The sequence below is a fragment of the Pseudomonas sp. GM49 genome (assembly GCF_000282355.1).
Taxonomy (GTDB): Bacteria; Pseudomonadota; Gammaproteobacteria; order Pseudomonadales; family Pseudomonadaceae; genus Aquipseudomonas.
In genome coordinates this window covers 1-14,056 of record NZ_AKJL01000256.1, presented here as the reverse complement: position 1 = coordinate 14,056, position 14,056 = coordinate 1, and the positions used below count along the sequence as shown (strand labels likewise).

Here is a 14,056-nt window from a genome sequence, read left to right as displayed (position 1 = left end):
CTTCAACGGCTGCCGCCACTGGTGCGGGTTCAGCCTTGACCACCGCGGAGTTCAGGTCGGCCTTGCCGGACTTGCTCTCGGTCACGCCCAGCAGGCGCGGCGAGCCGCCCTGACGCAGCCAGTCCTGGTAGCCGCCAACGTACTCGCGAACCTTGCCTTCACCTTCGAAGACCAGGGTGCTGGTGACCACGTTATCGAGGAATGCCCGGTCGTGGCTGACCATCAGTACGGTGCCGTTGAAGGTCAGCAAGACCTCTTCGAGCAACTCGAGGGTTTCGACGTCGAGGTCGTTGGTCGGTTCGTCGAGCACCAGCAGGTTCGCCGGTTTGCTGAACAGCTTGGCCAGCAACAGACGGGCGCGCTCACCACCGGACAGCGCCTTGACCGGCGTGCGGGCACGCTGCGGGCTGAACAGGAAGTCGCCGAGGTAGCTCAGCACGTGGCGGCTCTGGCCGTCGATATCGATGAAGTCGCGACCTTCGGCGACGTTGTCGATCACGGTCTTTTCCAGATCCAGTTGATGGCGCAACTGGTCGAAGTAGGCGACATCGATCCTGGTGCCTTCTTCCACTGTGCCGCTGGTCGGTTGCAGGCCGCTGAGCATCAGCTTCAGCAACGTGGTCTTGCCGGTACCGTTGGCGCCGAGCAGACCTATACGGTCGCCGCGCTGCAGCACCATGGAGAAGTCCTTGATCAGGAACGGACCGTCCGGGTGAGCGAAGCTCACATTCTCGAGGACCATCACCTGCTTGCCGGACTTGTCGGCGGTATCCAGCTGGATGTTGGCCTTGCCAGTACGCTCACGACGCTCGCTGCGTTCGACTCGCAAGGCTTTGAGCGCACGTACGCGGCCTTCGTTACGGGTACGACGGGCCTTGATGCCCTGGCGAATCCACACTTCTTCCTGGGCCAGGCGCTTGTCGAACAGCGCGTTGGCGGTTTCTTCGGCCGCCAGTGCGGCTTCCTTGTGCACGAGGAAACTGGCGTAGTCGCCGTTCCAGTCGATCAGGCCGCCGCGATCCAGTTCGAGGATTCGGGTTGCCAGGTTCTGCAGGAAAGAACGGTCGTGCGTGATGAACAGCACGGCGCCCTGGAAATCCTTCAGTGCTTCTTCAAGCCAGGCGATGGCACCGATGTCCAGGTGGTTGGTCGGTTCGTCGAGCAGCAACAGATCCGGCTCGGACACCAGGGCCTGGGCCAGCAGGACGCGACGACGCCAGCCGCCGGACAACTCGGCGAGGGTCTTGTCGGCCGGCAGTTGCAGGCGGCTCAGAGTGCTGTCGACGAGCGTCTGCAAGCGCCAGCCATCGCGGGCTTCGAGGTCGTGCTGGACGTGCATCAGTTTGTCCAGATCGGCGTCAGTGACGATGTTCTGGCTCAGGTGGTGATATTCGGCGAGCAGCGCACCGACGCCGTCCAGGCCTTCGGCCACCACGTCGAACACTGTCCGCTCGTCGGCTAGCGGCAATTCTTGCGGCAATTCGCCGATCTTGAGCCCTGGTGCGCGCCAAACGGAGCCGTCATCGGGCTTCTGGTCGCCCTTGACGAGCTTCATCATGCTGGACTTGCCAGTGCCGTTGCGGCCGATGATGCACACCCGCTCACCACGGGCGATCTGCCAGGACACCTTGTCCAACAACGGCATAGCGCCGAAAGCAAGGGACACATCGCTGAATTTGAGCAGGGTCATGAGCTTCTCCAAAAACCGGGCGCGCATTCTACCTGACTTGAGGCTTCAGAAGGCCGGCAATTTCACTCTCGTAGCACTCTGAACTACAAATGTTGCGAACTGATGCGGGAAGACCCGCAAAGCTTTCGCCGGCTGCTGGCAAAAGGCTAAGCTACAGACAATTCAGTGCGGGCCTGACCCGCACTTGTCATGTTTTCTCTGCCTGGACGTCTCATGCGCAGTCGCCTTTTCAATCTTTTATCCTGTTTTTTACTTTCAGCCGCAGCGTTTCAATCCGCCCAGGCGGTGGACCTGTCCACCCAACGCCAATATTACGATGAAGCCAAGCGCGCCCTGGCCAAGGGTGATACCGGCCCGTATTTCCGTTACAGCCAGGCCCTCGCCGATTATCCGCTGGAACCGTACCTGGCCTATGACGAACTGACCGCGCGCCTGAAAACCGCGAGCAACGCCGAAATCGAGAAATTCCTCGCCGAACACGGCGATCTGCCCCAGGCCAACTGGATGAAACTGCGCTGGTTGCGCTGGCTGGCGGATCGGGGTGACTGGGCGACTTTCGTCAAGTACTACGACCCGAAAATGAACTTCACCGAACTGGACTGCCTGAATGCGCAGTACCAGCTCAGCCACAACCTCAAGGCCGAGGGTAACGCCAACGCGGAAAAACTCTGGCTGACCGGCAAATCCCAGCCCGAAGCCTGCGACACCCTGTTCGGCATGTGGGCTGCAGAAGGCCAGTTGACCGAGCAAAAACGCTGGGAGCGCGCCAAACTCGCCGCCCATGCGCGCAACTACCCGCTGGCCAACAGCCTGGTCAACGGCATGACCACCCTCGCCCCTCGCGGCCGCTTGCTGGTGGACGTCGCGCAGAAACCGGAACTGCTCAACCAGCCGTCACGCTTCACCCCGGCCGATGAAGCCATGTCCGACGTGGTCAGCCTCGGCCTGCGCCGCCTGGCTCGCCAGGACCCGGACAAGGCCATGGAACTGCTCGATGGCTACGCCAGCAGCATGCACTTCTCCCGGGATGAAAAAGTGGCAATTGCCCGGGAAATCGGCCTGACCCTCGCACGACGTTTCGACAGCCGTGCACTGGATGTCATGACCAAATACGACCCCGAGCTGCGCGACAATACGGTGTCCGAATGGCGCCTGCGCCTGCTCCTGCGCCTGGCGCGCTGGGACGATGCCTATCAACTGACCCGTCGCCTGCCCCAGGACCTGGCCACCACCAACCGATGGCGTTACTGGCAGGCCCGCAGCCTGGAACTGGCGCAACCGCAGAACCCGGAAGCACAGACGCTGTATAAAAGCCTGGCCCGCGAACGCGACTTCTATGGCTTCCTCGCCGCCGACCGCTCACAGTCACCCTACTCGCTGCTCAACAAACCGCTGGTGCTCAGCCAGGCCACCATCAACAAGGTGCGCAACACGCCCGGCGTGCGCCGCGCCCTGGAACTGCACGCCCGCGGGCAGATCGTCGATGGCCGTCGCGAGTGGTACTACGTCAGCCGTCACTTCAGCCGCGACGAAATGGTCGCCCAGGCCAAACTGGCCTACGACCTGAAATGGTACTTCCCGGCGATCCGCACCATCAGTCAGGCGCAGTATTGGGACGACCTGGATATCCGCTTCCCGATGGCTCACCGCAACACCCTGGTTCGTGAAGCGAAGAACCGCGGCCTGCATCCGAGCTGGGCGTTCGCTATCACCCGCCAGGAAAGTGCGTTCATGGACGACGCCCGTTCCGGTGTCGGCGCCTCGGGCCTGATGCAACTGATGCCCGCCACCGCCAAGGAAACCGCACGCAAGTTCAGCATTCCCTATAGCTCGCCACAGCAACTGTTCGATCCGGACAAGAACATCCAGCTCGGCGCCGCTTACCTGAGCCAGGTGCACAGCCAGTTCAACGGCAACCGCGTCCTCGCCTCCGCCGCCTACAACGCCGGCCCCGGCCGGGTCCGCCAATGGCTGCGCGGTGCGGACCACCTGAGTTTCGACGTGTGGGTGGAAAGCATCCCGTTCGACGAAACCCGCCAGTACGTGCAAAACGTGCTGTCGTACTCGGTGATCTACGGTGAGAAGCTCAATTCGCCGCAGCCGATTGTGGATTGGCATGAGCGGTTTTTCGACGATCAATGATTCAGACACACCCGCAAAAAGCCCGCATCGCGGGCTAATGCCGATCAGTTAAGCGGTAATGCGATCTGTAGCAGCTGCCGAGGGTGTCGCGGGCTTCTTTTATTGCTCAGGATTTCTACGCCGACTTGAGCCGTGCGACGGCCTGTTTACCACGCGGGGTCAGGCGATACTTTTGAGCCGGACTATTTGGCGATTCGGGATTGGTCATTTCTACCCATTCGGCCGCCAATGCAGGCTTGAGATAGTTAGCGCGGAAGGTCGCCTTGTGCACCAACCCGATGTCAGCCATCAATTCGCTGATTTTACGTGGACCATTGATATGCAATGCAGAAAGCAACTTCCCTACTGGGTCGGTTACTGGGTCGGTTACTGGGTCGGTTACTGGGTCGATTTCTGGCTCACCCCGTACCGCTTCCGATAGTGCAAGGCTCATGGATTGCAACATGAACTCTACGAAAGGCGTTGATTCGGCCAAATGATCGGCCGCCGACAATGCCGCGTAGTACGCCTCCTGCTGATCCCGAATCACGGCCTCCACCGGCAAATAAGATAATACCGGGCGCCACTGACTGAGTATCAGGGTTTGCCAAAGGCGTCCCATACGTCCGTTACCGTCAGCGAAGGGATGGATGAACTCGAATTCATAATGAAAGACGCAACTGGTAATCAGCGGATGCCAGTCCGAGGCACCAAGCCACGCCAACAAGTCATCAATCAAGTGCACAACGCGACTCGGCGGCGGCGCCATATGGATCAACTTATCGCCACGATAGATACCCACGCCGGCTCGACGAAACTGCCCGTATTCATCAATCAATCCGCCCATCAGCAATTCATGGGCACGCAGTAAATCGGTCCGGCTGCTTGGCCGCCAATCAGGCATGGCTTCGTAAGCAGCAAACGCATTTCGTACTTCCTGGATTTCCCGAGGCAGCCCCAGCACACGCTGTCCTGCTAGAACGGCAGTCACCTGCTCGATGCTCAGCGTATTGTTTTCGATGGCCAAAGAAGCCTGAATCGTTCGAATCCGATTGCCACGACGTAACTGAGGCGTCTGCAAGCGTTCGTCCATAGCCGTAAGCTGACCGATCTGTTCGCTGATATCGGCGATCAACGACAACATTTTCGTGGTCAAGGTCAACGGTGGTTGATAACGGCTCATATCCTCATCCGGGCTCATAACAGAGGACCACATAATGCCCGAACCGGGCGTCATTCATCAGTAGTCACGCATGCCGCTTCATGTCCATCACTGAACTGCAACGCCGCCAACCGCGCATACAGCGCATTGCTGGCGATAAGTTCCTGATGCGTGCCCACCGCCACCAGTTTCCCCTGGTCCATCACGGCGATTCGGTCGGCGTTTTTGACCGTGGCCAGGCGATGGGCGATCACCAGGGTGGTACGGTTTTTCATCAGGCTCGGCAACGCCTGCTGGATCAGGTGTTCGCTCTGGGCGTCGAGGGCGCTGGTGGCTTCGTCGAGGAGCAGGATCGGCGCATCCACCAGCAACGCTCGGGCGATGGCCAGGCGTTGGCGCTGACCGCCCGACAAGCCGAGACCAGCGTCCCCCAGATGAGTCTGGTAACCGTTGGGCATGGCCTCGATAAAGTCATGGGCGTAAGCGATTTTTGCCGCTTCCTGTACCTCGGCCAACGTCGCCTTCGGGTTGCCGTAGCGAATGTTTTCTTCAATGCTGCCGAAAAACAGCGCCGGGGTTTGTGACACCAGGGCAAAGCAGCGGCGCAGATCCAGTGGATCGAGTTGAGTCAACGGCACGCCATCGAGCAGGATGCGCCCCTCGGCCGGGTCGTAAAAACGCAGCAGCAAGTCATACACCGTGGATTTGCCGGCCCCTGATGGCCCGACCAGCGCCAACGTTTCACCGGCATTGACGGTCAGACTCAAGCCATCGACGGCATAACTTTCCGGCCGCGACGGATAGGAAAAACGCACGTTTTGCAGTTGCAGGTGGCCATCGACCCGTTCCGGCAAAGTCACCGCGCCTGTGACCGGCGGCAGGATGATGTTTTCCGAACGCAGCAACTCGGCAATCCGTTCGGCCGCGCCGGCTGCTCGCTGCAATTCGCCAATCACTTCGCTCAACGTGCCGAATGCACTGCCGACGATCAGGCTATAGAACACGAACGCCGCGAGCTCGCCCGTGGAAATTCGCCCGGCCATGACGTCCATGCCACCGACCCAGAGCATCACCCCGACCGCACCCAGTACCAACACGATCACCAGGGTAATCAGCCACGCCCGCTGGAAGATGCGTTTGCGCGCCGTATTGAATGCCTCTTCCACGGTCACGGCAAACCGGCGCTCGTCCTGGGCCTGATGGTTGTAGGCCTGCACGGTCTTGATCTGTCCCAGGGCTTCGGCCACATAACTGCCGATGTCGGCAATCCGGTCCTGACTCAGGCGCGAGAGGCTACGCACCCGGCGACCGAAGATCAGGATCGGCGCGATCACCAGGGGCAAGGCAACCACCACGATGCTGGTGAGCTTGGAGTTGGTGATGAACAACAAGACGATCCCGCCGATCACCATCAACAAGTTGCGCAAGAACAGGGACAGTGAAGAGCCGATGACCGATTGCAGCAGTGTGGTGTCAGCGGTCAGGCGGGACTGGATTTCGGAGCTGCGATTGTCTTCGTAAAACCCCGGGTGCAGGTAAATCAGATGATTGAACACCTGACGCCGGATATCGGCGACGCAGCGCTCGCCGATCCACGACACCAGGTAAAACCGCACAAACGTACCGACGGCCAGCCCCATGACCAGCAACATGAACAGAGCGATGGACTGATTGAGCAGATGCGGTGACTGGGTCATGAACCCCTGGTCCACCAGCAGGCGGATGCCCTGCCCCATGGACAAGGTGATGCCAGCGGTGACGATCAACGCCAGCAAAGCGCCAAAAGCCTGCCAGCGATACGGCGCGATGAAACGACTGGCCAGGCGAGCAGCACGACGGTGACGGGCAGAGAGCATCGCAATCATCCAGTACAAAGCAGTCAATAGGGTCAGCCTACACCGCTCAATGGGTAGCCCGGTGCAAATCACAATGAGTCAGGTTAATTATGTCCACCAAGACTGGAGGCTAGACGCTATTGATCTAAAGTTCGGCTAGCCACGCGCCGGCATTTCTGCTGGACTGGTTCTGTCCCCCCGGAAAGATCGCAGGACGTTGTCACAGCCCGGTCACCTGGAGGTTCTACATTAAGCACACAACCTGATGAGGAGACAGGCCATGTCCTTGCAACACCGCAGCGATGACAGGATTCAAGTGATCCGCACGCAACCAGACCAGTCTCTGGGTTGCTCGATTATTGACGAGCAGGGCCGCGAAGTACCGATCACTGAAAAAATGATCCAGAAAGCTTGCAGCGAACTGGAACGCCGATTGGTCAAACCTGCCGAACAAAAGTGATATAGCCACCGTCTTCTAGACCCGGCCCATTGTTGGCCGGGTTTTTTATGGGTGCCTGTCCGGACATCGCGAACGGGCCGCCACGGTCTATCAGATTGCCGTTGCACCTAACGCCGCCACAATCCTCTGCAACTCAGGCGAATCCCCGTCGATCCGCACCTGCAACCCGTCGATCTCACGGCGCAACGGATAATTCTTGCGCAGCGCATCAAACGCCGCACGCTGCTCGCTGACACTGCCGACCAGGCTGCGACGGAAGTCCGCATCGTCGCGACGCGGGTCATACACGCCACGGCACAGCATGGCCAACGCCCAGGCCGGGTCGCTTTGCGCATTCAGGGTCACATGCGACAGCCACGGTGCCGGCAGCAAATCGCTCAGGCTGACGCGGGCCGGTTGTCCGAGGAAATCGCAATACGCCTGATAAATCTGCGCGGTCCCCCGCTGCTTGCCGTCGAGGCTGTAACCGGCAATGTGCGGCGTTGCCAGCACGCACAGTTCAGCGAGCGCCACATCGACCTCAGGCTCGCCTTCCCAGACATCGAGCACTGCTTGCAGGTCTTCGCGCTCCAGCAGCACATCGCGCAGGGCCACGTTGTTCACCACCGGCCCGCGACTGGCGTTGATCAGCCAGGTGCCGGGCTTGAGCTGGTTCAGACGTTTTTCATCGAACAAATGCCAGGTCGATTGTGGGCCCTGCTTGGTCAGCGGCGTGTGCAGGCTGATGACGTCGCACTCCTCGACGATCTGCTCAAGGCTGACGTAGTCCCCCCCTTCAGCGGCCTGCCGTGGTGGATCGCACACCAGCACCTTCCAGCCCAGGCCTTGCAGTACCTTGACCAGCCGCCCGCCCACTTCACCGACACCGACCACGCCGTAGGTACGCCGGGTCAGGTCGGCGCCTTCGATCTCGGCCAGGGTCAACAAACTGCCGAGCACATAGTCAACCACGCCGCGGGCATTGCAGCCCGGTGCGCTGGACCAGGTGATACCGGCCTGCTGAAAGTAATTCAGGTCCAGATGATCGGTGCCGATGGTGCACGTACCGACAAAGCGCACCTTGCTGCCTTCGAGCAGCGCGCGATTGACGTTGGTCACCGAACGCACCAACAACACATCGGCCTGCTCGACCGTGGCACGGTCAATGGAGCGACCCGGTACCCGGCGGACTTCACCAAAATCTTCGAAGAAGGCATCGAGCAGGGGGATATTTTCGTCGGCAACAATCAGCATGGCAGGCTCCTTTGGCGGACCGGCAGTTTAGGCGCAGAATTCATCTCTGTGTAGGAGCGAGCATGCTCGCGATGGGCGTTAACGATAACGAGGGCTGCCTGAATGAACGCGGCGCCCTCACATCCATCGCGAGCGAGCTCGCTCCTACAGGGAGAGCGGTGCGATTACAAATACCCAACACAGTCTTTTCCTGACCGATACGTCAAAGCGTAGAATGCGCGGCCCTGCGCATCAAAACCTCTGGACGCTTCGCTTGTGAATTCCGTGACTGACACTACCGCCGCCCCACGCACGACCCCGGTACGCCTGGAGCTCAAAGGCCTGCTCAGCCTGGCCCTGCCGATCATGATCGCGCAACTGGCCACCACGGCCATGGGCTTCGTCGATGCCGTGATGGCCGGCCGGGTCAGCCCACGGGACCTGGCCTCGGTGGCCCTGGGCAACTCGATCTGGATTCCGGTCTACCTGTTGATGTCCGGTGTCCTGTTGGCAACCACGCCCAAGGTTGCACAACGCTATGGCGCCCGGCAGTTTGACGAGATCGGTCCACTGGTACGCCAGGCGCTGTGGCTGGCACTGTGCGTCGGGTTGATCGGCAGTGGCCTGCTGCTCGGTGCCGAGCCGATCCTGCACTGGATGAAAGTCGATCCACAATTGATCGAGCCAAGCATGGGTTACCTGCACGGTATCGCCTTCGGCTTGCCGGGCATGGCGTTCTATTACGTACTGCGCTGCTACAGCGATGGCATGGGGCGTACCCGTCCGAGCATGGTCATTGGCTTGTGCGGCCTGCTGCTGAACATCCCGCTGAACTATACGTTGATCTATGGCCATTTCGGCGCACCGGCCCTGGGCGGCGTCGGTTGCGGCTGGGCCAGCGGCATCGTGATGTGGTTCATGGCATTGAGCATGGCCGGCTGGACGTTCTGGGCCCCGTTCTATGCCCGCACCCGGGTGCTGGTGCGCTTCGACCGGCCGAAGTGGGCCGTGATCAAGCGCCTGGTCGGGATTGGCCTGCCGATCGGTATTGCCGTCTTCGCCGAGTCCAGCATCTTCGCGGTCATCGCCCTGTTGATCGGCAGTCTCGGCTCTACCGTGGTGGCCGGACATCAAATCGCCCTGAATATCAGCTCGCTGCTGTTCATGATTCCCTACTCGCTGGGCATGGCAGTGACCGTGCGGGTCGGTCAGGCACTGGGGGCCGGCAATCCTTGGCAGGCGCGCTTCGCGGCGAAGGTCGGGCTCGGTGCGGCGTTGGTGTTTGCGGCGTTCTCGGCCAGCCTGATCCTGTGTCTGCGCGAACCGATCGCCTCGATCTACACGCCTGACCAGAGCGTGATCCAGATTGCGTCGATGTTGATTGTCTACGCCGCGCTGTACCAGTTTTCCGACGCCATCCAGGTGATTTGCGCGGGCGCGTTACGTGGATACCAGGACACCCGGGTGACAATGATCCTGACCTTGTTCGCCTATTGGGGCATCGGCCTGCCGGTCGGTTACGTGCTGGGACTGACCGATTGGTTCGGTCCGGCCAGCGGCCCGAGCGGGCTGTGGGAAGGGCTGATTGCCGGTTTGAGCTGTGCGGCGCTGATGCTGTCGATCCGCCTGACGCTCAGTGCGCGCAAACGGATTCGTAATAGCCGCTCGGCGGGTTGACTTGCAAAAATTGTAGGAGCGAGCTTGTTCCGGGCGGCGTTCCGACGAAGGTCGTGAACGGTAACGCGTAAAACCAGATGCCCAACGGCGCCTTCGTTTTTTTCGCGAGCAAGCTCGCTCCTACAGTTGCGTCATGATGCGAACTTAAACGGACTTCTTGCGGATCCAGTAGAGGTAGGTGCCCGCCTCTTCGTGCTGCGCCACCAGTTCGTGGTCGAGAAACACACAGAACTTGGGAATGTCGCGACGGGTCGACGGGTCCGTGGCGATCACCTTGAGCAGGCCGCCGGGCACCAGGTCACGGATGTGCTGGTGCAGCATCATCACCGGCTCGGGGCAGTTGAGGCCGGTGGCGTCGAGGGTGCCGTCTACCGGCGTATCAAGCATTTCACTCATGATTCACTCCTGAAACTGGCCGGCATTGTCGCGCATTGCCGGGTGTTCGGTCACCTGTGGCATAACGCCGTACCCTTGTAGGAGCGAGCTTGCTCGCGATGATCGTTAACGATAACGCTGGATGCCTGACACCCCAATGCGCTCTCAGGTCCATCGCGAGCAAGCTCGCTCCTACAGGGGGGTTGCGGTGCTTCAGCGGGACTTGGGTTTCTTCACGTCCAGCCGGCGCAAATGGCAAGTCACTTCCTCACGGTCGTGGTACAGCTGCTTGCAACCAATCTCGACCTTGATACCCCGCGCCTTGAAGCCATCGGCAATGCGCTCGAGCAAACGCTTCACTTCGGCATAACGCTGTTTCATCGGCAGCTTGAGGTTGACCACCGCCTCGCGGCAATGCCCGTCGCCGATCCACTCTTCCAGCATCGCGGCGTTACGCGCCGGCTTCTCGACGATGTCGCAAACCATCCAGTCCACCGGCTGCTTGGGCTTGAAGGTGAAACCATCGGCCATCAGATGTTGCACCAGCCCTGTGTCCATCAGGCTTTCGGCCATCGGGCCGTTGTCGATGGCGGTCACCAGCATGCCGCGGTTGACCAGTTGCCAGGTCCAGCCACCGGGGGCGGCCCCGAGGTCAACGCCGGTCATGTCGCCGTGCAGGCGCTCGTCCCACTGGTCCCGCGGGATGAAGTGGTGCCAGGCCTCTTCCAGCTTGAGGGTCGAGCGGCTTGGTGCCTCGCGGGGGAATTTCAAACGCGGAATACCCATCGGCCACATTGCCGAGTTGTTCGACTCCGCCAGGCCCATGAACACTTCGCGGCCGCTTTTGAAGGTCAGCAACAGCCGCGGCTTGTGCGCGTCTTCCACCAGTTTGCCAGCCGCCATCAGCGCCTTGCGCAGGTGCACTTCGAATTTCTTGCAGAAGTTCGACAGTTCCTTGCCATCGTTGGTGTCGACCATTTCCAGCCACAGGCTGCCGCACAGCGGAAAGTCCGCCATATGATCGAGGATCACGCTGATACGGTCGGTTTCCGGCAGATCGATGAAAATCCCCCGGGCCCACTGGCGCGGGAAGATCAGCTCGGCGAAACGCTGCCCGCGCATCAGGCGCTCGGCACCGTCTTCTTCGGTGCAGACGAATTCGGCGCAAGCGGTGGCGGCCTTGGCCTTGGCGTAGCCGGCCACGTTCAACCGCGCGGCAAGGTCGGAAATCTCGGAACAGACTTCGCCTTCGAAGCCCGGCCGGCAATGCATGAATAGGGTGTTCATTCTTACTCCTGGACCCTGTAGGAGCGAGCTTGCTCCCACAAAGAGAGACCGCTTGCCCTGAAGCAAAGCCTGTCACGAAAACCGGCGCATGATAGCTGACTTCGCAACCTCGGACTTGCCCATAGAGTCCAGTTATTAGCCTTAAGCACTAAAGAGGACTAGGTTTAGACCTCTATCCGTTCCCTCTGTCCGTAGCCGTACGGACTCAAAGGAGTGATCGTAATGCCGTCCCTCGATAGCCTGAAGACTCTGAAAACCCTGCAAGTCGGCAACAAGACCTACCACTACTTCAGCCTGCCCGATGCCGCCAGGAGCCTGGGCGAGCTGGACAAACTGCCGATGTCGTTGAAAGTCCTGCTGGAAAACCTGCTGCGCTGGGAGGACGAAAAAACCGTCACCGGCGCCGACCTCAAGGCACTGGCCGCGTGGCTCAAGGAGCGTCGCTCCGACCGCGAAATCCAGTACCGCCCGGCGCGGGTGCTGATGCAAGACTTCACCGGCGTTCCCGCCGTGGTCGACCTGGCCGCCATGCGCGCGGCAATGGCCAAGGCCGGTGGCAATCCGCAGCGGATCAACCCGCTGTCCCCGGTGGACCTGGTGATCGACCACTCGGTGATGGTCGACAAGTTCGCCAGCAGCAGCGCCTTCGAGCAAAACGTCGACATTGAAATGCAGCGCAATGGCGAGCGCTATGCGTTCCTGCGCTGGGGCCAGAGCGCCTTCGACAACTTCAGCGTGGTGCCGCCGGGCACCGGGATCTGCCACCAGGTGAACCTGGAATATCTCGGCCGCACGGTCTGGACCAAGGACGAGGACGGCCGCACCTACGCCTTCCCCGACACCCTGGTCGGCACCGATTCCCACACCACCATGATCAACGGTCTCGGCGTGCTCGGCTGGGGCGTCGGCGGTATCGAAGCGGAAGCGGCGATGCTCGGGCAACCGGTGTCGATGCTGATTCCGGAAGTCATCGGTTTCAAACTCACCGGCAAGCTCAAGGAAGGCATCACCGCCACCGACCTGGTGCTGACCGTCACCCAGATGCTGCGCAAAAAAGGCGTGGTGGGCAAATTCGTCGAGTTCTACGGCGATGGCCTCGCCGACCTGCCGCTGGCCGACCGCGCGACCATCGCCAACATGGCCCCGGAATACGGCGCCACCTGCGGTTTCTTCCCGGTGGACGACGTCACGCTGGAATACCTGCGCCTCTCCGGCCGCCCCCTCGAAACGGTGCAACTGGTGGAGGCCTACAGCAAGGCCCAGGGTCTGTGGCGCCTGCCCGGCCAGGAACCGCTGTTCACCGACAGCCTGGCGCTGGACATGGGCCGCGTCGAAGCCAGCCTCGCCGGGCCGAAACGCCCACAAGACCGGGTTTCGCTGCCGAATGTCGCGCAAGCCTTCAGTGATTTCCTCGACCACCAATTCAAACCCACCACCAAGGAAGAAGGTCGCCTGGAAAGCGAAGGCGGTGGCGGCGTCGCCGTCGGCAACGCCGATCTGGCCGGTGAAGCGGACTACCACTACGAAGGCCAGACCTATCGCCTGAAAAACGGCGCGGTGGTGATTGCCGCAATCACCTCCTGCACCAACACCTCCAACCCGAGCGTGATGATGGCGGCCGGGCTGGTGGCGAAGAAAGCCGTGGAAAAAGGCCTGAAACGCAAACCCTGGGTGAAGAGCTCGCTGGCGCCTGGCTCGAAAGTGGTGACCGACTACTACAAGGCGGCCGGCCTGACCCGGTACCTCGATGAATTGGGGTTTGCCCTGGTCGGCTATGGCTGCACCACCTGCATCGGTAACTCAGGGCCGCTGGCGGAGCCCATCGAGAAAGCCATCCAGCAAGCAGACCTCTCCGTGGCTTCCGTGCTCTCAGGCAACCGCAACTTCGAAGGCCGGGTGCATCCGCTGGTGAAAACCAACTGGCTGGCCTCCCCGCCGCTGGTGGTCGCCTACGCGTTGGCGGGCACCGTGCGCACGGACATCAGCCGCGAACCGTTGGGCAATGACAAGGACGGCAAACCGGTTTATCTGCGGGATATCTGGCCAAGCAGCAAGGAAATTGCCGACGCCGTGAATCAGGTCAACACCGCCATGTTCCACAAGGAATACGCCGAAGTGTTTGCCGGTGACGCGCAATGGCAGGCGATTGAAGTACCGCAGGCGGCGACCTATGTCTGGCAGGACGACTCGACCTACATCCAGCATCCACCGTTCTTCGACGACATCGGCGGCCCGCC

The 14,056-nt window shown here is 60.9% G+C and carries 10 protein-coding genes; 4 read left to right on the top strand and 6 right to left on the bottom strand.

Annotation, left to right across the window (positions count from 1 at the left end; genetic code table 11):
- Positions 1-1,690, bottom strand: a 1,690-nt coding sequence (locus PMI29_RS07310) for an ATP-binding cassette domain-containing protein (RefSeq protein ID WP_008001607.1), incomplete at its 3' end; no start/stop codon positions are given.
- A 213-nt stretch (positions 1,691-1,903) separates the two neighbouring features.
- On the opposite strand from PMI29_RS07310, the gene PMI29_RS07315 reads away from it, so the two are divergent.
- Complete coding sequence (locus tag PMI29_RS07315) at positions 1,904-3,832, top strand: transglycosylase SLT domain-containing protein (RefSeq protein ID WP_008001605.1); 1,929 nt, start codon at positions 1,904-1,906, stop codon at positions 3,830-3,832.
- Positions 3,833-3,947: 115 nt separating this feature from the next.
- Here the strand turns inward: PMI29_RS07315 and PMI29_RS07320 are convergent, their stop codons facing one another.
- Positions 3,948-4,994, bottom strand: a complete 1,047-nt coding sequence (locus tag PMI29_RS07320) for a Fic family protein (RefSeq protein ID WP_033052607.1) — start codon at positions 4,992-4,994, stop codon at positions 3,948-3,950.
- Positions 4,995-5,044: 50 nt separating this feature from the next.
- The gene (locus PMI29_RS07325) at positions 5,045-6,838 is read right to left on the bottom strand and encodes an ABC transporter transmembrane domain-containing protein (RefSeq protein ID WP_162130684.1); all 1,794 of its coding nucleotides are present in this window, start codon (positions 6,836-6,838) and stop codon (positions 5,045-5,047) included.
- A 250-nt stretch (positions 6,839-7,088) separates the two neighbouring features.
- Here PMI29_RS07325 and PMI29_RS07330 point away from each other — a divergent pair, with 250 nt between their 5' ends.
- Positions 7,089-7,268: a PA1571 family protein gene (locus PMI29_RS07330; protein WP_008001600.1), complete on the top strand. Its 180-nt coding sequence runs from the start codon at positions 7,089-7,091 to the stop codon at positions 7,266-7,268.
- 90 nt (positions 7,269-7,358) lie between these two features.
- On the opposite strand, the gene pdxB is transcribed toward PMI29_RS07330, so the two are convergent.
- Positions 7,359-8,501: a 4-phosphoerythronate dehydrogenase PdxB gene (gene pdxB, locus PMI29_RS07335; RefSeq protein ID WP_008001598.1), complete on the bottom strand. Its 1,143-nt coding sequence runs from the start codon at positions 8,499-8,501 to the stop codon at positions 7,359-7,361.
- A 255-nt stretch (positions 8,502-8,756) separates the two neighbouring features.
- Here pdxB and PMI29_RS07340 point away from each other — a divergent pair, with 255 nt between their 5' ends.
- The gene (locus PMI29_RS07340; RefSeq protein ID WP_008001596.1) at positions 8,757-10,157 is read left to right on the top strand and encodes an MATE family efflux transporter; all 1,401 of its coding nucleotides are present in this window, start codon (positions 8,757-8,759) and stop codon (positions 10,155-10,157) included.
- Between the two features lie 144 nt (positions 10,158-10,301).
- Here the strand turns inward: PMI29_RS07340 and tusA are convergent, their stop codons facing one another.
- Both tusA and rlmM read right to left on the bottom strand, forming a co-directional pair.
- Entirely contained in the window at positions 10,302-10,553 is a 252-nt protein-coding gene (tusA, locus tag PMI29_RS07345; RefSeq protein ID WP_008001594.1) for a sulfurtransferase TusA, read from the bottom strand.
- Between the two features lie 192 nt (positions 10,554-10,745).
- Positions 10,746-11,819 (bottom strand): 23S rRNA (cytidine(2498)-2'-O)-methyltransferase RlmM, encoded by a 1,074-nt coding sequence (gene rlmM, locus PMI29_RS07350; protein WP_008001592.1) that lies wholly within the window; start codon positions 11,817-11,819, stop codon positions 10,746-10,748.
- A gap of 222 nt (positions 11,820-12,041) precedes the next feature.
- Between rlmM and acnA the strand changes: the two genes are divergently transcribed.
- Positions 12,042-14,056, top strand: a 2,015-nt coding sequence (gene acnA, locus PMI29_RS07355; protein WP_008001590.1) for an aconitate hydratase AcnA, incomplete at its 3' end; no start/stop codon positions are given.